The organism is Williamsia sp. M5A3_1d (assembly GCF_053345315.1).
Genome location: NZ_JBKEZX010000001.1, coordinates 1157837 through 1176185, shown reverse-complemented (window position 1 = coordinate 1176185; position 18349 = coordinate 1157837). Strand labels below are relative to the sequence as shown.

The 18349-nt window shown below is 69.1% G+C and carries 20 protein-coding genes; 9 read left to right on the top strand and 11 right to left on the bottom strand.

Annotated elements, in window-relative coordinates:
* Window positions 1–10: 10 nt before the first annotated feature.
* Window positions 11–475: a DUF2599 domain-containing protein gene (locus ACLBW1_RS05475; protein ID WP_447810561.1), complete on the bottom strand. Its 465-nt coding sequence runs from the start codon at window positions 473–475 to the stop codon at window positions 11–13.
* A gap of 53 nt (window positions 476–528) precedes the next feature.
* Here ACLBW1_RS05475 and ACLBW1_RS05470 point away from each other — a divergent pair, with 53 nt between their 5' ends.
* Window positions 529–1356, top strand: coding sequence for an alpha/beta fold hydrolase (locus ACLBW1_RS05470; protein WP_447810560.1), 828 nt, complete (start codon window positions 529–531; stop codon window positions 1354–1356).
* Here the strand turns inward: ACLBW1_RS05470 and ACLBW1_RS05465 are convergent.
* Window positions 1315–2850 carry a carboxylesterase/lipase family protein gene (locus tag ACLBW1_RS05465; protein WP_447810558.1) on the bottom strand — a complete coding sequence of 512 codons (1536 nt, stop codon included), beginning with the start codon at window positions 2848–2850 and terminating at the stop codon, window positions 1315–1317. The two genes, ACLBW1_RS05470 and ACLBW1_RS05465, sit on opposite strands and share 42 nt — an antisense overlap.
* 30 nt (window positions 2851–2880) lie before the next feature.
* On the opposite strand from ACLBW1_RS05465, the gene ACLBW1_RS05460 reads away from it, so the two are divergent.
* The 4 genes from ACLBW1_RS05460 (at window position 2881) to ACLBW1_RS05445 (ending at window position 7353) form a co-directional block, all read left to right on the top strand.
* Window positions 2881–3651, top strand: a complete 771-nt coding sequence (locus ACLBW1_RS05460) for a LamB/YcsF family protein (protein ID WP_447810557.1) — start codon at window positions 2881–2883, stop codon at window positions 3649–3651.
* The gene (locus ACLBW1_RS05455) at window positions 3651–5207 is read left to right on the top strand and encodes an AMP-binding protein (protein ID WP_447810556.1); all 1557 of its coding nucleotides are present in this window, start codon (window positions 3651–3653) and stop codon (window positions 5205–5207) included. The genes ACLBW1_RS05460 and ACLBW1_RS05455 overlap by 1 nt, the downstream gene beginning before the upstream one ends.
* A gap of 6 nt (window positions 5208–5213) precedes the next feature.
* Entirely contained in the window at window positions 5214–5936 is a 723-nt protein-coding gene (locus ACLBW1_RS05450; protein ID WP_447810555.1) for a class I SAM-dependent DNA methyltransferase, read from the top strand.
* Between the two features lie 94 nt (window positions 5937–6030).
* Entirely contained in the window at window positions 6031–7353 is a 1323-nt protein-coding gene (locus tag ACLBW1_RS05445; protein WP_447810553.1) for a DUF222 domain-containing protein, read from the top strand.
* A gap of 14 nt (window positions 7354–7367) precedes the next feature.
* Here ACLBW1_RS05445 and ACLBW1_RS05440 read toward each other — a convergent pair whose 3' ends face one another.
* The 6 genes from ACLBW1_RS05440 to ACLBW1_RS05415 all read right to left on the bottom strand — a co-directional run bounded on the left by ACLBW1_RS05440 (window position 7368) and on the right by ACLBW1_RS05415 (window position 11907).
* Window positions 7368–7763 (bottom strand): hypothetical protein, encoded by a 396-nt coding sequence (locus ACLBW1_RS05440; RefSeq protein WP_447810552.1) that lies wholly within the window; start codon window positions 7761–7763, stop codon window positions 7368–7370.
* Between the two features lie 109 nt (window positions 7764–7872).
* The gene (gene rlmB / locus ACLBW1_RS05435; RefSeq protein ID WP_447810551.1) at window positions 7873–8844 is read right to left on the bottom strand and encodes a 23S rRNA (guanosine(2251)-2'-O)-methyltransferase RlmB; all 972 of its coding nucleotides are present in this window, start codon (window positions 8842–8844) and stop codon (window positions 7873–7875) included.
* Window positions 8844–10235: a cysteine--tRNA ligase gene (gene cysS / locus ACLBW1_RS05430; RefSeq protein ID WP_447810550.1), complete on the bottom strand. Its 1392-nt coding sequence runs from the start codon at window positions 10233–10235 to the stop codon at window positions 8844–8846. The genes rlmB and cysS overlap by 1 nt, the downstream gene beginning before the upstream one ends.
* Before the next feature lie 15 nt (window positions 10236–10250).
* Window positions 10251–10718 (bottom strand): 2-C-methyl-D-erythritol 2,4-cyclodiphosphate synthase, encoded by a 468-nt coding sequence (ispF, locus tag ACLBW1_RS05425; RefSeq protein ID WP_447810549.1) that lies wholly within the window; start codon window positions 10716–10718, stop codon window positions 10251–10253.
* 4 nt (window positions 10719–10722) lie between these two features.
* Window positions 10723–11400 (bottom strand): 2-C-methyl-D-erythritol 4-phosphate cytidylyltransferase, encoded by a 678-nt coding sequence (gene ispD, locus ACLBW1_RS05420; protein ID WP_447810548.1) that lies wholly within the window; start codon window positions 11398–11400, stop codon window positions 10723–10725.
* Window positions 11401–11418: 18 nt separating this feature from the next.
* Window positions 11419–11907: a CarD family transcriptional regulator gene (locus ACLBW1_RS05415; protein ID WP_434214624.1), complete on the bottom strand. Its 489-nt coding sequence runs from the start codon at window positions 11905–11907 to the stop codon at window positions 11419–11421.
* Window positions 11908–12151: 244 nt separating this feature from the next.
* On the opposite strand from ACLBW1_RS05415, the gene ACLBW1_RS05410 reads away from it, so the two are divergent.
* Together ACLBW1_RS05410 and radA are read left to right on the top strand one after the other, a co-directional pair.
* Window positions 12152–12841, top strand: coding sequence for a hypothetical protein (locus tag ACLBW1_RS05410; protein WP_447810547.1), 690 nt, complete (start codon window positions 12152–12154; stop codon window positions 12839–12841).
* Window positions 12842–12898: 57 nt separating this feature from the next.
* Window positions 12899–14275 carry a DNA repair protein RadA gene (gene radA / locus ACLBW1_RS05405; RefSeq protein ID WP_447810546.1) on the top strand — a complete coding sequence of 459 codons (1377 nt, stop codon included), beginning with the start codon at window positions 12899–12901 and terminating at the stop codon, window positions 14273–14275.
* On the opposite strand, the gene ACLBW1_RS05400 is transcribed toward radA, so the two are convergent.
* On the bottom strand, window positions 14272–14805 hold the full coding sequence (locus tag ACLBW1_RS05400) for a PaaI family thioesterase (protein ID WP_447810545.1): 534 nt from the start codon (window positions 14803–14805) through the stop codon (window positions 14272–14274). The genes radA and ACLBW1_RS05400 overlap by 4 nt on opposite strands.
* A gap of 50 nt (window positions 14806–14855) precedes the next feature.
* Between ACLBW1_RS05400 and disA the strand changes: the two genes are divergently transcribed.
* Window positions 14856–15938 (top strand): DNA integrity scanning diadenylate cyclase DisA, encoded by a 1083-nt coding sequence (disA, locus tag ACLBW1_RS05395; protein WP_447810544.1) that lies wholly within the window; start codon window positions 14856–14858, stop codon window positions 15936–15938.
* 26 nt (window positions 15939–15964) lie between these two features.
* Here the strand turns inward: disA and ACLBW1_RS05390 are convergent, their stop codons facing one another.
* Both ACLBW1_RS05390 and ACLBW1_RS05385 read right to left on the bottom strand, forming a co-directional pair.
* A complete protein-coding gene (locus tag ACLBW1_RS05390; RefSeq protein WP_447810543.1) occupies window positions 15965–16735 on the bottom strand; it encodes a hypothetical protein in 771 nt (256 codons plus the stop codon).
* A 71-nt stretch (window positions 16736–16806) separates the two neighbouring features.
* Window positions 16807–17457 carry a carbonic anhydrase gene (locus ACLBW1_RS05385; RefSeq protein WP_447810542.1) on the bottom strand — a complete coding sequence of 217 codons (651 nt, stop codon included), beginning with the start codon at window positions 17455–17457 and terminating at the stop codon, window positions 16807–16809.
* On the opposite strand from ACLBW1_RS05385, the gene ACLBW1_RS05380 reads away from it, so the two are divergent.
* Window positions 17456–18343 (top strand): A/G-specific adenine glycosylase, encoded by an 888-nt coding sequence (locus ACLBW1_RS05380; protein WP_447810541.1) that lies wholly within the window; start codon window positions 17456–17458, stop codon window positions 18341–18343. The two genes, ACLBW1_RS05385 and ACLBW1_RS05380, sit on opposite strands and share 2 nt — an antisense overlap.
* The last annotated feature ends 6 nt before the right edge of the window (window positions 18344–18349 follow it).

The following is an 18349-nucleotide window of genomic DNA, read 5'->3' as shown; positions in this document are numbered from 1 at the left end:
ATAGTAGCGTTCACTCCTCGGCGCCACCAGGGTTGCATCGATCGTCGATCATCTGTCGGGCACTGACCACCGGACGCCACGGCTCGAGATTCCAGCTGGGCTTGTCGGGCGCGACGATCCGCGCGAACGTCCAGTGACAGTCGAACTGCGCACGCATGCCGGGGGTGTCGGCCCCGGGGTCGTCGGCGAGCACCTCGGCCCAGGCCACCGCGTTGTCGCCGACACCCTGCGCGGCCCGGCCCGACGCGGTCGGGTAGACCTGCACGCTCGTACCCGAGGGCAGTTGCACCACCTGCACCCGATCGATGAACGGCGGCGCCGGCGGCGGCTGTGCGGCGGTGATCACCTCGGGCACAGCGCTCGAGGACGACACCGGAGCGGCGACATCGGTGTCACTGTCGGTCGCGCATGCCGCGGCCACCATCGCGATACCGAGCACGAGGACGCAGGCCGCGTGGCGGCGTCGAGTTGACATCGATTGAGCCTCGTTTCGGTGATCGCGGCATCGCCTCTGCGAGCATGGGGCGCATGTCCAGCCTGTCCGGTGCCGACGATACGCACACCCTCCTACCGGTCGACGGTGTCAGAAAGGTCGATGGGGGCGAATACGTCGACGTCGCCGGTCATCCCGTGTGGCACTTCGTCGACGGCGACGGCACCCCCGTGGTGCTGCTGCACGGCGCGTTCGCCGGCGCGTCGTCGTTCGGCGCGCAGATCCCCGAGATCCTCCGGGCGGGATGGAAGGTCTATGCACCCGAGCGATGCGGGCACGCCCACTCCCCCGACACCGACGCCGCCTTCACCTACTCGGCCATGGCCGAGGAGACGATCGCCTACCTCGAGGCCGCGATCGGCCGGAAGGCACACCTGGTGGGATGGAGCGACGGCGCGGTGGTGGCGCTGTTGGTCGCGCAGCGCAGACCCGATCTCGTCGATCGCATGGTCCTCGTCGGGCAGTACTACAACAGCTCGGGTCGTGTCGCCGACGGCATCACCGACGGACTGCTCGCCGACAGCTCCGCAATGAACTTCCTACGCGCCGAATACGATTCGGTGTCCCCGGACGGCCCGGAGCATTTCGAGACCGTCTACCGCAAGACCATCGACATGATCGCCGCCGAGCCCGAGATCGACCTCGCGACACTCGCGTCGGTCACCACGCCCACCCTCGTGGCCCAGGGCGACCGCGACGAGGTCACCGTCGCTCACAGCGCCGCCGTCGCGGCCGCTCTCCCCGCGGCACGCCTGGCGGTCCTGCCCGGCACACATCTGCTGCCGCTGGAATCGCCCGACGTGTTCAACCCGCTGATGCTCTCATTCCTGGCTGGGGACCCCCCCGCCCAGTGGGACCTCTGAGAACGCGCGGTAGCGGCTCCACGCCTCACGCCGCTGCGCGTGCGGATCGAGTTCGATGCGACTCGGGTCGTCGATGACCTTCACCGCGCGGGTGGTGGTGTCGTAGCGACGCCATCCGGATCGGGGTGCCCCGGTCGCCGCGAACGACGCCCAGTCCGACTGCATCTCGGCGGTGACCCGCCGCGCCGAGCGCCGGTCGCCGGCCACGGTCAGCAGACCACCGATGCGTGAGGTGAACAACCCGAACACCCCGAACAGTTCGATGCCGTGGGTGGCACCGAACCCGGCGATGTCGAGGATCCGCGTGGAGTAGTCGAACCGGTACATGTACGTCGGCGAATGGGCACTGTGCCCGTCGGCGATCGCGACCGACGGCGCCCAGAAGATCATGTCCGCCATGATCTGTCGGCACGCCGCGGGGTCCGGATAGTCGGGATAGGTGTCGAGGATCGCGGCACGTGCGTCCGGGTCGGCACCGGCGAGCACCTTGTCGAGCGCCGCGGGTGAGGTGGGCAGCACCGGGAACACCTTGGCGAAGAGGTTCGCCTCCACGAGGTTGCTGCCCAGCAACAGTGGCACCGCGTGTGTCTCGCCGCGGTCGGCCGCCTCGAGCGGGTCGATCGGCAGCAGGTCGCCGTCGACGGTCGGGCCGAAAGGCATGGCGCCGGGGATCATCTTCGAGACACGACGCGAGAGCTGATCACCTGCGCGGCCCAGCTCGGCGGGGGTCGCGGTGTGCAGCGCAGCAACCGGGTAGTCATGGGTCTCGGCGAGGATGTCGACGAACGTGGCGGCGAACTGCGTCGCCCACTCGGTCTTCAACGTCAGTGCCGGCGCAGAACTCTCGGCGATCGCCTTGTGGAACAGCCCGGCCGCCGAGGGCACGGCGAGCAGGGTGGTGACCGCGTTGCCGCCGGCGCTCTCGCCGAAGATCGTGACGTTGTCGGGATCACCGCCGAAACCGGCGATGTTGCGCTGCACCCACTGCAGTGCGGCGAGTTGATCCCGCAGGCCCAGGTTGCTGTCGAAAGTGCGGGTGTCCGAGGAGAACTGACTGAGGTCGAGGTAGCCGAGGGTCCCCAGTCGGTAGTTGATCGACACGTAGACCACGCCACCCGCGCGGACCAACGAGTCGCCGCGGTAGGTCAGCGACGAGCCGAGGATGTAGGCGCCGCCGTGGATGAACACCATCACCGGCAGCGGACCCGATCGCTTGGCCGGGGCCAGCACGTTGAGGGTGAGGCAGTCCTCGCTGACCGGCTGGTGCTTGTTGATCCCGATCGTCGTGTATCGACGGGCCTGCGGGGCGGCGTTGCGGAAGCTGTGCGCGAGCCGGACGCCCTCCCACGGGGTGGCGGGCTCGGGTGCCCGGAAGCGCCGATCGCCCATCGGGGGCGCGGCGTAGGGGATGCCGCGCCAGCTGTGCAGACCGTTGTGATCGACACCCTCGACGACGCCGTCGGTGGTGGTCACGCGTGTATCGGAGTGGGACATGTCCCCGACACTAATCGCTACCCTTGCGCGATGGCATCGACACAGACACGTATCGATCTCAACGCCGATCTCGGCGAGGGGTACGGGGTGTGGCGCCTCGGGGACGACAGCGCGATGCTCGAGGTGGTCACGAGCGCCAACATCGCCTGCGGTTTCCACGCCGGGGATCCCTCGTCGCTGCGCGAGACCTGCGCGGCAGCGGTGTCGGCGGGGGTCGCGATCGGCGCGCAGGTGTCCTATCCCGACCGCGTCGGGTTCGGGCGTCGCTTCCTCGACATCTCCCCCGCCGATCTCACCGCCGACGTGATCTACCAGATCGGGGCCCTCGACGGCATCGCACGTTCAGTCGGTGGAGTCGTCTCCTACGTCAAACCCCATGGTGCGCTGTACAACAGCATCGTCTCGCACGAGGCGCAGGCACAGGCGGTGGTCGATGCGATCGTCACCCTCGACCGTGATCTGCCGCTGTTCGGGCTACCCGGGTCGGTCTCGCTGTCGATCGCGGGGCGAGCGGGTGTCGACGTGATCGGCGAGGCGTTCGCCGACCGCGCCTACCGCGCTGACGGGTCGTTGGTCCCACGGTCGGAGGCGGGATCGGTCATCACCGACACCGATGCGATCTGCGCGCGAGCGGTGCGGATGGTCGTCGATCACGAGGTCGTCGCCGATGACGGCACGGTGGTCGCGATCGACGCGGCGACACTGTGCCTGCACGGCGACACGCCCGGCGCGGTCGATCATGCGCGGGCGGTCGCGGCAACCCTGCGTGCCGAGGGCGTCGCCGTCGCTAGAGTGACGTGATGGCCGGTCTCGACACACCCCTGACCCCGCTCCGCTTCCTCGAGCGCGCCGCCGAGGTACACCCCGAGGCGATCGGCATCGTCGACGGTGACCGACGGTTCACCAACGCCGAATTCGCCCACGCTGCACAGTCACTCGCGGCCGCGATCCTCGCATCGGGCGTGGCGCGCGGCGATCGCGTGGCGTTCCTCGCCACCAACCGCGCCGAGTTGTTGATCGCGCACTTCGGTGTCCCGTTGGCCGGCGCGGTGCTGGTCGCGGTGAACACCCGCCTGTCGCCCGACGAGGTCGCCTACATCTGCGAGCACTCGGGCGCGAAGATCCTCGTCGGCGAATCCGACCTGCTCGCGCCACTGGCCGACCTGGCCGTCGACGAGGTCGTCGATCTGGATTCCGGATACGAGGAGTTCCTCGCCCGCGGTACCGATGCGCCGCATTTGCCGTGGGAGGTCGCCGACGAGACCGCCACCATCACCATCAACTACACCTCGGGCACCACTGGACGTCCGAAGGGCGTGATGTACACCCACCGCGGCGCCTACCTCAACGCGCTCGCCGAGGTGGTGCACCAGGGGTTCGCCCACGACAGCCGCTACCTGTGGACACTGCCGATGTTCCACTGCAACGGCTGGTGCACCACGTGGGCGGTGACCGCGGTCGCCGGTCGACACATCTGCCTGCGTGCGGTGCGGGGCGACGACATCTGGCGGCTCATCGACTCCGAGGGCGTCGACCACCTCTGTGGCGCGCCCACCGTGCTGTCGACCCTGGCGACCGCACCCGAGGCCCATCAGCTCGGCGGACCGTTGACCGTCGTCACGGCCGGAGCGCCGCCCAGCCCGACGGTCGTCGGCCAGATCCGTTCGCTCGGAGCCACTCTCGTGCACGTCTACGGCCTCACCGAAACCTACGGCCCCTACTCGATCTGCGAGCCCCAGGATTCATGGGCCGGCCTCGACTCCGACGAACTCAACGTCGTGATGAGCCGGCAGGGCGTGGGGATGGTGACCGCCGACCGACTGCGCGTGGTGCGCCCCGATGCCGCCGACGACGGATCGCTCGTCGATGTCGAGCCCGACGGTGTCGAGATGGGCGAGATCGTGATGCGCGGGAACTGTGTCATGAAGGGCTATTTCGCCGACGACGACTCGACCGCCGAGGCGTTCGCCGGTGGCTGGTTCCATTCCGGGGATCTCGGCGTGATGCACGCCGACGGGTATGTCCAGCTCCTCGACCGGGCGAAGGATGTCGTCATCTCCGGCGGCGAGAACATCTCCACCATCGAGGTCGAGCAGGCCCTCGCCAGTCATCCCGCCGTCGCCGACGTCGTCGTGATCGGAGTCGCCGACGACAAGTGGGGTGAGCGCCCGAAGGCGTTCGTCGTTCTCGCCGAGGGGGTCTCGGTGGAGGCCACCGAGCTGACCGCGCACGTCAAGTCATTGATCGCCTCGTTCAAGGCACCCCGCGACATCGAGTTCACCGACGCCATCCCCCGGACCTCCACCGGCAAGGTCCGCAAGAACGAGCTCCGCGACGCGGAGCGCTCGAAGGGCTGAGCTGGGATGACGACGGTTGCCCAGTGGTACGACCTGCTCAACCCCTGGGACACCTGCGACGACTTCTACCTCGACCTCGTCATGCGCGCGGAACGTGTCGTCGACGTCGGTTGCGGCACGGGCGCACTGCTGCACCGCGCGCGGGAGCGCGGCCACCGCGGGTATCTCACCGGTATCGATCCTGATCCAGGCATGCTCGCCGTCGCACGGCGCCGCAACGACATCGAGTGGCGGCAGAGCGCCGCGAAGGATCTCCCTCACCTCGATGCCGACCTCATCACCATGACCGGTCACGCATTCCAGACCCTCGTGGGGGACGACGACCTGACCACCTCGCTGCGCGCCATCCATACCGCTCTCGGCGCTGATGGTCGCTTCGCGTTCGAGACCCGCAATCCCGCCGTGGAACCGTGGCAGCACTGGGATGGCGAAGTCACGGTGACCGACAGCGTTGGCGATGAGCTCACCGTCGTGCGCGAGGTGAAGACAGTCGAGGCGGGCGTCGTCACGTTCGACGAGACGTACACCTCGTCGCGATGGACGCGCCAGGAGACCGTGCATTCGACGTTGCGATTCCTGACGCCAGAGGAATTGGGCTCCCACCTGTCCGGTGCAGGGCTCGCCGTGGACCAGCAGTTCGGCGACTGGCATCGGGGTCCGATCACACCGACCAGCCCCGAGATCATCACCATCGCACGCCATATCCCGGTCACTTCGTCTGCGCAGTAACACCTTTCCACAGAAGTGACTCTGCCCGAGGTGGCGATTGTCGGCGCGCGCATGTACAGTCGAATATGAGTTCGAGAGACGATTCGGGGGGATCATGGATACCGCGCAGGACGCGACAATGGTTGCGCTGCAGTCGTTCCTGACCTCCCTCGGCGATCTCGACGCCGCGATCACTGAATCCGCGGCCGTTGATCGGATTGCTCTTCTCGAGGCGATCAAGGCGGGATGTGCTGCGGCGCAGGCGGTCGAGACGATGCGGCTCGAGGAGCTCCGTGTCGAGGCCGAGACCGCCGCGGGTGTGCCGAAGAGTCGACAGGGCCGCGGGTTGGCCTCCGAGGTCGCGCTCGCCAGGAAGGCGTCCGGGTCGTCGGGTGGTCGGTATCTCGGGTTCGCGCGGGCGTTGATGCGCGAGATGCCGCACACCCGCGCCGCGTTGGCATCAGGGGCACTGACGGAGTGGCGGGCGACGATCCTGGTGCGCGAGACCGCGCACCTCACCCCACGCGACCGCGGTGAGATCGACCGACGGATCTGCGCCGACACCTCGTCCTTGGAGGGTGTGGGTGATCGCGCGTTGGATGCCGAGGTGAAGCGTCTCGCCTATGAACTCGACCCGCAGGCTGTCGTCGACCGCCACACTCTCGCGAAGTCCGACCGCCGGGTCAGCACCCGGCCCGCACCGGATGGGATGGTGCGGCTGTCGGCGTTGCTGCCCCTCACGTCGGGGATCTCGGTGTACGCCTCGTTGAAGAAACATGCTGATGCGACCGTCGGTGGCGATGACCGCACGCATGCCCAGGTGATGGCGGATGCTCTCGTCGAGCGGGTCACCGGCGCCGCGACCGTGGACGCACTACCGGTGGCGGTGAACCTCGTCCTCTCCGACGAGGTACTCCTCGGAGGCAGCACGGCCGCCGCGCACGTCACCGGGTACGGCCCGATCCCCGCCGACGCCGCGCGAGCGATGGTGAACACCGCGCTCGACGCCGAGACGCGGTCGACGCTGCGAAAGATCTACGCCGCGCCATCGAGTGGCGCACTGGTGGCGATGGAGTCCACAGCACGCCTGTTCCCGACCGGATTGAAGACGTTCTTCGACCTCCGCGACCAGTCATGCCGGATCCCGTACTGCGATGCGCCGATTGCCGAATACGACCACGCCGACCCCCACGCCAACGGTGGCGCCACCTCAGCAGGCAATGGCGGCGGGATGTGTCTGGCCCACAACCGGGCCAAACAGAACCCCGGATGGCAGGTCATCACCCACGACGGCACCGACATCGCCAGACACACCGCCACCATCACCTCACCCACCGGGCACAGCCATGCCTCCAGAGCACCCGCACCACCAGGCCACCACGATCAACCCGTGAGCCGCATCGAACTTCAGCTCCGAACGTTGCTGGACGCCGCCTGATTCGGCAGCTGCCGTCACCTCGGGGTGAAGACGACCGCGCCGTTGTTGCCCGGGTTCGGGTCGAGCGTCGACGAGACGGCGTACTGGAAGAGCTGCCGTCCGAAGATCCCGCAATCGACCTGTAGCTTCTTCGCCGTCTGCCCCGGCGCGATGTCGCCGAGAGACACCGGTCCGGGTCCGAAGACACCCGGCGATGTCAGCACGTAGACGTTCCGAGCGATCGCGGGGCCGCGGTTGGTGACCGCGAGAACGCAGCTGAACGGCTCGCTGCCATTCGTTCCCACCAGGTCCGCAGTGACACCCGACGACGAGCCGGTGTCACCGGGCGCCGCCACGGCCGGTGACGCGACCATGGTCCCCAGCACCGCCGCGGTCACCACGGCCAACCCGACTCTGTTGATCGTTCGCATCTCATACACCTCCGCGTCCAGCGGTACGGGCCTGTACCGCTAGCGAGAAGTGTTACGCATGCGAACAAACAAGACAACCGTTCCGTGGCGGCCGAGGGGCGGCGGTGCGCTAGACGGCGCGACGCTGACGGGCGAATTCGGCGAGGACGACGCCCGCGGCGACCGAGGCGTTGAGGCTCTCGACCGGGCCGGCCATCGGGATCGACAGAATCGAGTCACACGACTCACGGACGAGGCGTGAGAGTCCCTTGCCCTCCGAACCGACGACGATGACCGTGGGGCCGGTGCCGTCGTAGGAGTCGAGTTCGGTGTCGCCGTCGGCGTCGAGACCCACGAGCTGCGCGCCGTCGGCAGCCCAGTCCTTCAGCGTGCGGGTGAGATTCGCGGCCTGTGCGACGGGGAGACGCGCCGCTGCACCGGCACTGGTCCGCCACGCCACCGCGGTCACGCTCGCGCTGCGGCGCTGCGGGATGACCACTCCGTGCCCGCCGAACGCGGCCACCGAGCGGATCACCGCACCGAGGTTGCGAGGGTCGGTGATGTTGTCCAGCGCCACCAGCAGCGGCGGTGTGCCGCTGTCGACCGCGAGTTGCATGAGGTCGGACGGGTGGGTGTAGCGATACGGCGGCACCTGCAGCGCGATGCCCTGATGGAGCCCGTTGGTGCTCATGCGGTCGAGCTCGGAGCGCTGCGCCTCGAGGATCGCGATCCCCTTGTCGCCGGCCATCTTCACGGCTTCCGACACCCGCTCGTCGGGCGTTCCACCGATCATCACGTACAGCGCGGTCGCGGGGACACCGGCACGCAGACACTCCACGACGGGGTTGCGGCCCAACACGTACTCGGGGCCCTCCTCGTCACGCCGCTTCGCCGCCGTCGACCGCCCACGACCGGCACCCGTCGCCGACGCGCTCGCGGCCTTCGCCCGCTTGTGCGCGGCGTGATACGGCCGATCCACCGCCTTCGGGGTCGCGCCACGACCCTCCAGGCCGCGCCGTCGGTTGCCGCCGGAACCGGCGACCTGACCCTTCTTCGTACCGTCCTTGCGAACAGCGCCCTTGCGCTTGGAGTTCCCGGCCATCAGTTGCGCCCCTTCAGGTTCCATTGCGCGCCGTCGGGGGTGTCGGTGACATCGACCCCGGCCTGCGCGAGTCGGTCGCGCACCGCGTCCGCGGTGGCGTAGTCCTTGCTCGCGCGCGCCGTCGCCCGCCGATCGAGCTCCGCGCGGATCAACACGTCGAGGGCCGAGATGGCCTGCGAGTCGTCGTCGGCGGTGTGCCACCGCTCGTCGAGCGGGTCGACCCCGAGGATGCCCATCATCGCGCGCACCGACGACGCGGCCGCCCGCGCGGCGTCGGCGTCACCGGCCTCGAGCGCGGTGTTGCCGGCACGCACGGTCGTGTGCACCACGGCCAGCGCCGCGGGGACCCCGAGATCGTCGTCGAGGGCGGCGGCGAACTCGGCACCCACCTCACCGACCACCACCGGGCCGAACCGCGAATCCACCCGCTGCACAAACGATTCGACACGACGGTACCCGGCCGCCGCCTCGTTCAACGCGCCCTCGGAGTACTCCAGCATCGACCGGTAGTGCGCACTGCCGAGGTAGTAGCGCAGCTCCACCGGTCGTACCCGCTGCAGCATCGCCGGGATGGCGACCACGTTGCCCAGCGACTTGCTCATCTTCTCGCCACCCATGGTGACCCAGCCGTTGTGCAGCCAGTACCGCGCGAAACCGTCACCGGCACCGTGACTCTGGGCGATCTCGTTCTCATGGTGCGGGAAGATGAGATCCATCCCGCCGCAGTGGATGTCGAACTCGCCGCCGAGCAGCGACGTCGCCATCGCCGAACACTCGAGATGCCACCCGGGGCGTCCCGGACCCCACGGCGTGGGCCACGACGGCTCGCCGGGCTTCGCGGCCTTCCACAGGGTGAAGTCGCGGTCGTCGCGCTTACCGGTGCCCGCACTCTCGCCCTGGTGGACGTCGTCGAGACGATGACCCGACAACGCGCCGTACTCGGGAAGGCTGCGGACGTCGAAGTACACGTTGCCGTCGGAGGCGTAGGCATGACCGCGCGCGATGAGGCGCTCCATGTACTCCACCATCTGGGTGATGAAGCCGGTGGCGCGCGGTTCGGCCGACGGCGGCAACACACCGAGCGCGTCGTACGCCGAGGAGAACGCGCGCTCATGGGTCGCCGCCCACTCCCACCACGGGCGGTCGGCGTCGGCGGCCTTGGTCAGGATCTTGTCGTCGATGTCGGTGACGTTGCGGACGAAGCGCACGTCGAGGCCGGAGTGCAGCAACCAACGCCGCAGAATGTCGAACGCGATGCCGCTGCGCACGTGGCCGATGTGGGGGACGCCCTGCACGGTGGCGCCACAGAGGTACACCGATGCCTGTCCGGCGTGCAGCGGCGCGAATTCACGCACGTCACGCGCGGCGGTGTCGTACAGGCGAAGGGTCACGACGTGCGATCCTACTCAGTCGGCGACGAGCAGTAGTGCGGTGGCGACCGCGGCGACACCTTCGCCGCGTCCGGTCAGGCCCAGTCCGTCGGTGGTGGTCGCCGACACCGACACCGGTCCCCCGGCCAGATCCGACAGCAGCCGTTGCGCGGCCTCGCGGCGCGGACCGATCTTGGGGCGGTTGCCGATCACCTGCACCGCGGCGTTGCCGACGGTGAACCCCGCGTCGGACACGAGCCCCCGCACATGGGTGAGCATGGTGGAGCCGTCGACGCCGTCCCACTCGGGGCGACCGGTGCCGAAGACCGCACCGAGGTCACCGAGCCCCGCCGCGGAGAGCAGGGCGTCGCACAGGGCGTGCACCCCGACGTCGCCGTCGGAGTGGCCCTCGCACCCGTCGTCGTCAGGGAAGTGCAGGCCCACCATCCAGCACGGCTTGCCCGGCTGGATCGGGTGGACGTCGGTGCCGATCCCCACACGCATCTACTCAGACTCCTGTCGACTCGAGCAGCATGCGGGCGATCCGCAGATCCCAGGCGGTGGTGATCTTGAAGGCCATCAGGTCACCGGGCACCACGTGCACGGTGTATCCGGCGGCCTCGGCCAGGCCGGCGTCGTCGGTGGCGTCGCCCGCCGCGGCATGGGCGCGGCGCAGTGCCTCGGGACGAAAGCCCTGCGGGGTCTGCACCGCACGCAGCGGCGTGCGGTCGACGGTGGCGACGACGGTCTCGGCGGAACCGGACAGTTGCGGGTCGACGCGCTTGAGGGTGTCGGTGACCGGCACGGCCGGCACCACGACATCCGAACCCGCGGCCACCGCGTCGATCACCCGGGTGAACACCTCGGGCGGGGTGAGCGCGCGGGCGGCGTCGTGGATCAAGACGACATCCGACGCGGTCGGAGCGACCTCGGCGAGGCAGGCACGCACCGAGTCGCTGCGCACCGACCCGCCGACGACCACGTGGACACGCGGCAGCATCGAGCGGGTGGAGTCGAGAAGATGGGCCGGGACGGCCACCACGACCTCGTCGACGCCGGCGGCGAACACACCGTCCACCGAACGTTCGAGGATGGTGCGACCACCGAGGTCGACGAAGGCCTTGGGCATCCCCGCACCCAGCCGGGTACCGGATCCCGCAGCCGGGATCAGCGCGACGGTCGTCACGGGTGGGGGATCCGCGGCCTAGGAGGCGGCTGCGAAGACCTCGTCGAGCAGGAGATCGGCCTTGGCGTGATCGGTGCCCTGCGCGAGCGACAGCTCGTCGACGAGGACACGGCGCGCACGGGTCAGCATGCGCTTCTCGCCCGCGGACAGCCCGCGGTCCTGCTCACGACGCCACAGGTCACGCACGATCTCCGAGACCTTGATGATGTCACCGGAGATGAGCTTCTCCTGGTTCGCCTTGAACCGGCGGGCCCAGTTGGTGGGCTCCTCGGTGTGCGGGGCACGCAACACGTCGAACACCTTGTGCAGACCCTCCGACCCGACGACGTCGCGAACACCGACGTACTCGAGCTTCGTGGACGGGATCTGGACGGTCATGTCACCATCGGCGATCTTCAGGACGACGTACTCGACCTGCTCGCCCTTAATGGTGCGGACGACGATGTCTTCGACCTTCGCGGCACCGTGATGGGGGTATACAACGGTGTCACCGACTTTGAAATTCAATGTCTCAAGCCCCTTTCGATCTGCCCAGTCTAACACGGGGCTGTTCCGCACATCACACAACAGTGCAGGTCAGCGACCTACCAGCGATGATCGCCCGCGAAGTGTCCGTCATCGGCCACCGGCGCCCCCATCCGAGGCGACATCATTTGTCGACCCGAACGCGCCCGAAGCGGTCGCGGCCACTACGCTCCGTAGTGCAAGATCGGCGCGACCCGCCAGGGTCCCAGGCTGAAGAGGAAACCCGGTGTCTGTGCTCACTCCCGCGAAGGTCCCCGCTCGCACCCCCGGTCGCCGTGCGGCGCGCGCCGTGGCGATCGCAGCGCTGGGCGGTGCACTCGCCCTCGGTGTCTCGGCGTGCGGCGCCGGCCAGATCGCGCAGACCAACAACCAGCAGGCCGCGGTCAACGGTTCGGCGGCCACCCTCGGTGACATCGCCCTGCGCGACGTGCACATCGTGTTCCCCGACCAGGGCGTGCAGGCCTTCGCCAACGGCACCCCGCTCGAGGTCGCGTTCCTCATCTCGAACAACAGCCCGTACAAAGACGACAAGCTGGAGTCGATCACGCTGCCCGGCGGCGGGAGCGTCTCGTTCTCCGGCGCCACCGACATCCCGGCCACGAAGTCGCTGCGCGCGGGCCAGCCGTCGCAGCTGCTCGTGGCCGCCGAGTCGTCGGTCACCTCGGCCTCACCGACCAGCCCGTCGGCACCCGATGCCAACGCGGCCGATCCCAGCGAGACCCGCATCACCGTCACCGTGAGCGGCTACGGCAAGCAGATCTCCCCCGGCCTCACCGTGCCGATGGAGTTCACCTTCGCCCAGGCCGGCAAGACCACGGTCCGCGTGCCGATCGACGCGGGCTCCGAGCTGCAGCGTCGCGCCGACCAGTTGCTCAACCCCGAGCCCGCCGAGGGTGCCGAGGGCGGCGAGGGCTGATCCGCTCAGGATTCGTCCCCACCGCTCCTGTCGCACCCCGCCACTAGGGTTCCCCGGGTGGCCAAACCTCGTACGTCCTACCGCTGCCGGTCGTGCGGCCACCAGTCCGCGAAATGGGTCGGGCGGTGTCCCGACTGCGGTGAGTGGGGGTCGATCGACGAGGTCGCGACCGCCTCGAGTTCGGCGCGCGGGTCCACCGCCGTCGCCCCGTCGTCACCGGCGCGCCGGATCACCGAGATCGACCCGACCGCGGCCGCGGCCTTCCCCACCGGCATCGGTGAACTCGACCGTGTCCTCGGCGCCGGTGTCGTGCCGGGATCGGTGGTGTTGCTCGCAGGCGAACCCGGCGTCGGGAAGTCGACGCTGCTGCTCGAGGCCGTGAAGCGCTGGGCCGAGCAGGGCAAGCGATCGCTCTACGTGACCGGCGAGGAGTCCGCCGCGCAGGTGCGGCTGCGCGCCGAACGCACCGGCGCCGTCCATCCCGAGGTGTTCCTCGCCGCCGAGTCCGACCTCGACACCGTGCTCGGCCACGCCGAACAGGTCTCCCCCACCCTGATGATCGTCGACTCGGTGCAGACGATGGTCGCCTCGGGTTCCGACGGCGTGAACGGCGGTGTCACGCAGATCCGTTCGGTCACCACGGCACTCACGTCCCTGGCCAAGAACACCGGCATCGCGATCGTGCTCGTCGGTCACGTCACCAAGGACGGCGCGGTCGCCGGCCCGCGATCGCTGGAGCACCTCGTCGACGTGGTGCTCGCCTTCGAGGGCGACAAACACTCGTCGCTGCGCATGGTGCGTGGCATCAAGAACCGGTTCGGCGCATCCGACGAGGTGGGGTGTTTCGAGCAGCGCGGCGACGGCATCCACGAGGTGCCGGACCCGTCCGGACTGTTCCTGCACCACCGCGACTCCGACGTGCCGGGCACCGCGATCACCGTGGCCATGGACGGCAAGCGGCCCATGGTCGGCGAGGTGCAGGCGTTGGTCGCGCCGACACAGAACGGGTCACCACGGCGTGCCGTGAGCGGCCTCGACTCGCAGCGCGTCGCGATGATCCTCGCAGTCCTCGAGGGACGGATCGCGGTGAAGGTGTCCGACGTGGAGGTCTACGTCGCGACGGTCGGCGGCATGAAGTTGACCGAACCCGCGGCCGATCTCGCGGTGGCGCTCGCCGTCGGGTCCATCGTCCGGAAGAAGGCCCTACCCCGGTCGACGGTCGCGATCGGCGAGGTCGGTCTCGCCGGCGAGGTCCGACGCGTCGCCGGCGTGGGACGGCGGGTGGCCGAGGCCAAACGGCTGGGTTTCCGACACGCGATCGTCCCCGCGGGATCACCCGACCTGCCCAAGGGCATCAAGATCACCGAGGTCGCCGACCTCCACGAGGCCGTGCGCGCGGCGCTCGTGACCAGCGTCGACAGCTACACCTTCTAGCCCTCCTTCTGACCCAGGTCCCTCGTCGGACCGAAGTGGGCCTGCGGGTCGACGATCACGAACAACCCGTGCGCACCGGCGACGGGTTCCCCGGTGGGTCCGTCGGCGTCGAGCACCGTCGCGGTCGCCTCGGCGTAGACCTGGCGTCGTCGGGTGCCGAGTACGCGGGCGTCGACGCGCAGTCGGGTACCGATGGGGATGGGGCGCGCGTAGTCGACATCGAGGACCACGGTCACCGCGGTGAGGCCCATGAGCATGAGACACAGGCCCATCGCCTCGTCGAACACGGTGGCCAGGATGCCGCCGTGGATCACGCCGGGACCACCCTCGAACCGAGGTTCCACCAGCACCTCGCCGCTGGCGGTGACCCCCTCGCCTGCGGTCATCGACACGTGCAGGCCGTGCGGCGAGCGCGGTCCGCAGCCGTGGCACATCGGATTGTGCGGGGGGATGGTGTCGCCGGGGGCGACGACGCCGTCGCCGCGGAGGGCCTCGTCCAGATCGTCGGGCACGACGAAGGTTGTTCTCACTCGCAGTTAATCTAGTGCACGGCACACACCGGAAACGAAAGGCTGTCGCGATGGCGGACACGGCGCACGGCGATCTCCTGCGCGCCACGATCGGCCGGGTGGCACCCGGGACCGGTCTGCGCGACGGGCTCGAACGCATCCTGCGCGGACGCACCGGCGCGCTGATCGTGCTGGGGTACGACGAACTCGTCGAACGCATCTGCGACGGCGGTTTCGCCCTCGACGTCGAGTTCGCCCCCACCCGGTTGCGCGAACTGTCGAAAATGGATGGGGCGGTGGTGCTCTCGACCGACGGCACCCGGATCCTGCGCGCCAACGTGCAATTGGTGCCCGATCCGTCGATCCCCACCGAGGAGTCGGGCACCCGGCATCGCGCCGCCGAACGCACCGCGATCCAGACCGGTCACCCGGTGATCTCGGTGAGCGCGTCGATGTCGATCGTGAGCGCCTACGTGGGCGGCATCCGACACGTGGTGGAGGGTTCCGACCCGATCCTGTCGCGCGCCAACCTCGCGGTGGCGACGTTGCAGCGCTACAAGACCCGACTCGACGAGGTGTCGGCGGCGTTGTCGCGCGCCGAGATCGAGGACTATGTGTCGCTGCGTGAGGCGATGACCGCCGTACAGCGTATGGAGATGGTGCGTCGGGTCTCGGTGGAGATCGAGCAGTACGTGCTCGAACTCGGCGCCAACGGTCGCCAGTTGTCGCTGCAGCTCGAAGAGCTCGTCGGCGACAACGACTCGATGCGCGAACTCGTGGTGCGCGACTACTATTCGAGCCCCGAGCCCGCGACCATCGAGGAGGTGCGTCAGGCGCTCGAGGCGATCGAGGCCCTCGACGACACCGATCTGCTGGACTCCACGTTGCTCGCCGGCGCCTTCGGCTACCCGACCACCCTCGACGCGCAGGACACCACGATGAGTCCACGCGGCTATCGGCTGCTGGCACGCATCTCGGGGCTGCAGTTCGCCCACCTCGACCGCCTTGTGCGCAGCTACGGGACGCTGCAGTCGTTGCTCGCGACGAGCGCGTCGGATCTGCAGGCCATCGACGGCATCGGCGAGATCTGGGCCCGACACATCCGAGAGGGGCTTTCGCGCCTCGCCGAGACCACCATCGAGCGGTTCGACTAGAACCCGGTCCGCACGATCCCGAGGCGCTACTGGCGGGGCGGGTCGGTGAAGTTGAACGTGATGGGGGCGCTCTGCTTCTCCCCCAGCGACCCGATCGCCTGGTACGGCCCGGCCACGGCCACCCGACGCGGGGTCTTGCAGCCCGGGGTGCTGGTGGTGCCCGACCACACGATGGTGTCCTTGAACTGCTGTGCGGGCTTGAGCAACTGGTTGTTGATCGTGTTGATGGGCGAGCAGTCGGTCGCCGACCAGATGTAGCGGGTGCCGTCGAGACTGCGGACGGTCACGTTCTGCATGTCCTTGCCCACGTCACGGGTGCACTCGGCGAGCCCGGCGTTGGTGATGACGATCGTGAAGACCGGCTTGTCGCCGACGGTGTAGGTCGGCTTGTCGGTGTAGAGGACCGCGGAGATGTTCTGGTCGGGGCACAGGCCGCTCGCGGGAACCGCCGTCGGTGCAGCCGATGACGAGGACGCCGTGCCGGGCACCGCACCAGAGGCGACCGAACCCGACGCCTGGGTCTGTCCGGGGACACCGTTGCCGCCCGATCCGGAACCACCGGAGCCGCCCGACCCGCCGGCGATGCTCTCCGAGGCGTCGGCGCTCGAGGGCGCCGAGGTCAGCGACGGGCTGGACGACACGCTCGCGCTGGTGTTCGTGGGGGATTCGTCGGAACCGCCGGAGGCCCAGATGATCAGGCCGATCACGACGATCAGCGCGAGGACCACCACACCGACCGCGAGCGCGCGCCGACGCCAGTAGATCTCGGGTGGCAGCGGGCCCTGCGGTTCCAACACACTCCAACGCTAACGGGCGGCGGCGCCGGAGTGACCGACCCGCTGCGGCGTGTCGGTCACTCCGGGTCGCGTCACACCTTGGCCAGGGCGTGATCGCTGTCGGGCTGGTCGTCGATCTCGCCCACCGATTCGCGCAGATGGGCCTTGCCCTCGGCGAGGCTGTAGGTGAGGCCGACGATCGCGAGGTCACCGGCCTCGACGGCGTCGGCGATGATCTGGCTGCGCTCGGTGAGGAGCTTGGTCGTCTCCTGCACGTGACGCGCCTCGAACTCGTCGACACGCGTGAGGCCCTCACTGCGGCCGGCCAGGATGCTGGGCGTGACCTTCTCGACGACGTCGCGGATGTACCCGCCGGGGATCTGCGCCTCGTCGACGGCCTTGATGGTGGCACCGACCGCGCCGCAGCTGTCGTGGCCGAGCACGGCGATCAGCGACACCTTGAGCACCGCGACGGCGAACTCGATCGACCCGAGGACGGCGGAATCGATGGCCTGTCCGGCGGTACGGACGACGAAGAGATCGCCGAGACCCTGATCGAACACGATCTCGGCGGCGACGCGGGAGTCCGAACAACCGAACAACACGGCCTTCGGCGTCTGCCCGCCGGTGAGTCGGGTCCGGTCATCGATACCCTGACTGGGATGTTTGGGTTCACCACCGACAAATCGGTCATTGCCTTCGCGCATCTCGCGCCACGCCTGTGCAGGAGTCATGGTTGTCATGCCTGACATTGTGCCGAATTCGGACGTGACGCGCCGCCTGCTGTCGTGGTTCGACGACCACGAGCGCGATTTGCCCTGGCGCGCAGAGGGAGTCACTCCCTGGCAGATCCTGATGAGCGAGATCATGCTGCAGCAGACACCCGTCGCGCGCGTCACACCGATCTGGCTCGAGTGGGTCGCGCGGTGGCCGGTGCCGTCGGCGATGGCCGCCTCCGGTGTCGGCGAGGTGGTGCGCGCCTGGGGCAAACTCGGCTACCCGCGGCGGGCGATGCGCCTGCACGCCTGTGCGACGGTGCTCGCCGAGCGTCACGGCGACGTGGTCCCCTCCGACGTGACGACGCTGCTCACCCTGCCGGGTATCGGCGACTACACCGCGCGCGCGATCGCATGTTTCGCGTTCGGCCAGTCGGTACCGGTGGTCGACATCAACGTCCGTCGTGTCATCGCCCGCGCCCTGCACGGCCGCGACGCCGGCAACCCGACCCGGTCGGACATGAACGATGCGGCCGCCCTGCTCCCCCGCGATCCCACGCTGGCGCCGCGCTTCTCGGCGGCGCTGATGGAGCTCGGCGCACTCGTGTGCACCGCCCGCAACCCGAAATGCGGGAGTTGCCCGCTGCCACACTGCCTCTGGGTGGAACTCGGGCGACCCGCGCTCGACACCCCGCGCAAGGTCCAGAAGTTCGCCGGCACCGACCGTCAGGTCCGCGGCCTCATCCTCGACCAGCTCCGCGCCGCCGACGGCCCGGTCGGGCGCGACCGCATCGACGCGGTGTGGCTCAGCGACATCGGGCAGCGCGAACGAGCGCTGGACTCGCTGCTCGCCGACGGCCTGATGGAGACCACCTCCGACGGCCGCTTCTGCCTCGCAGGCGAAGCCGACTGACGCCAC

Bases quoted from the DNA above. Each gene is read 5' to 3' on its own strand.
- rlmB (WP_447810551.1), bottom strand. From the start codon at position 8,844: ATGGCCGGGAACTCCAAGCGCAAGGGCGCTGTTCGCAAGGACGGTACG.
- ACLBW1_RS05385 (WP_447810542.1), bottom strand. From the start codon at position 17,457: ATGACAACCATGACTCCTGCACAGGCGTGGCGCGAGATGCGCGAAGGC.
- ACLBW1_RS05470 (WP_447810560.1), top strand. From the start codon at position 529: ATGTCCAGCCTGTCCGGTGCCGACGATACGCACACCCTCCTACCGGTC.
- ACLBW1_RS05450 (WP_447810555.1), top strand. From the start codon at position 5,214: ATGACGACGGTTGCCCAGTGGTACGACCTGCTCAACCCCTGGGACACC.
- ACLBW1_RS05475 (WP_447810561.1), bottom strand. From the start codon at position 475: ATGTCAACTCGACGCCGCCACGCGGCCTGCGTCCTCGTGCTCGGTATC.
- ispF (WP_447810549.1), bottom strand. From the start codon at position 10,718: ATGCGTGTGGGGATCGGCACCGACGTCCACCCGATCCAGCCGGGCAAG.
- disA (WP_447810544.1), top strand. From the start codon at position 14,856: ATGGCGGACACGGCGCACGGCGATCTCCTGCGCGCCACGATCGGCCGG.
- ACLBW1_RS05460 (WP_447810557.1), top strand. From the start codon at position 2,881: ATGGCATCGACACAGACACGTATCGATCTCAACGCCGATCTCGGCGAG.
- ACLBW1_RS05465 (WP_447810558.1), bottom strand. From the start codon at position 2,850: ATGTCCCACTCCGATACACGCGTGACCACCACCGACGGCGTCGTCGAG.
- ACLBW1_RS05445 (WP_447810553.1), top strand. From the start codon at position 6,031: ATGGATACCGCGCAGGACGCGACAATGGTTGCGCTGCAGTCGTTCCTG.
- ACLBW1_RS05380 (WP_447810541.1), top strand. From the start codon at position 17,456: ATGCCTGACATTGTGCCGAATTCGGACGTGACGCGCCGCCTGCTGTCG.
- ACLBW1_RS05455 (WP_447810556.1), top strand. From the start codon at position 3,651: ATGGCCGGTCTCGACACACCCCTGACCCCGCTCCGCTTCCTCGAGCGC.
- ACLBW1_RS05440 (WP_447810552.1), bottom strand. From the start codon at position 7,763: ATGCGAACGATCAACAGAGTCGGGTTGGCCGTGGTGACCGCGGCGGTG.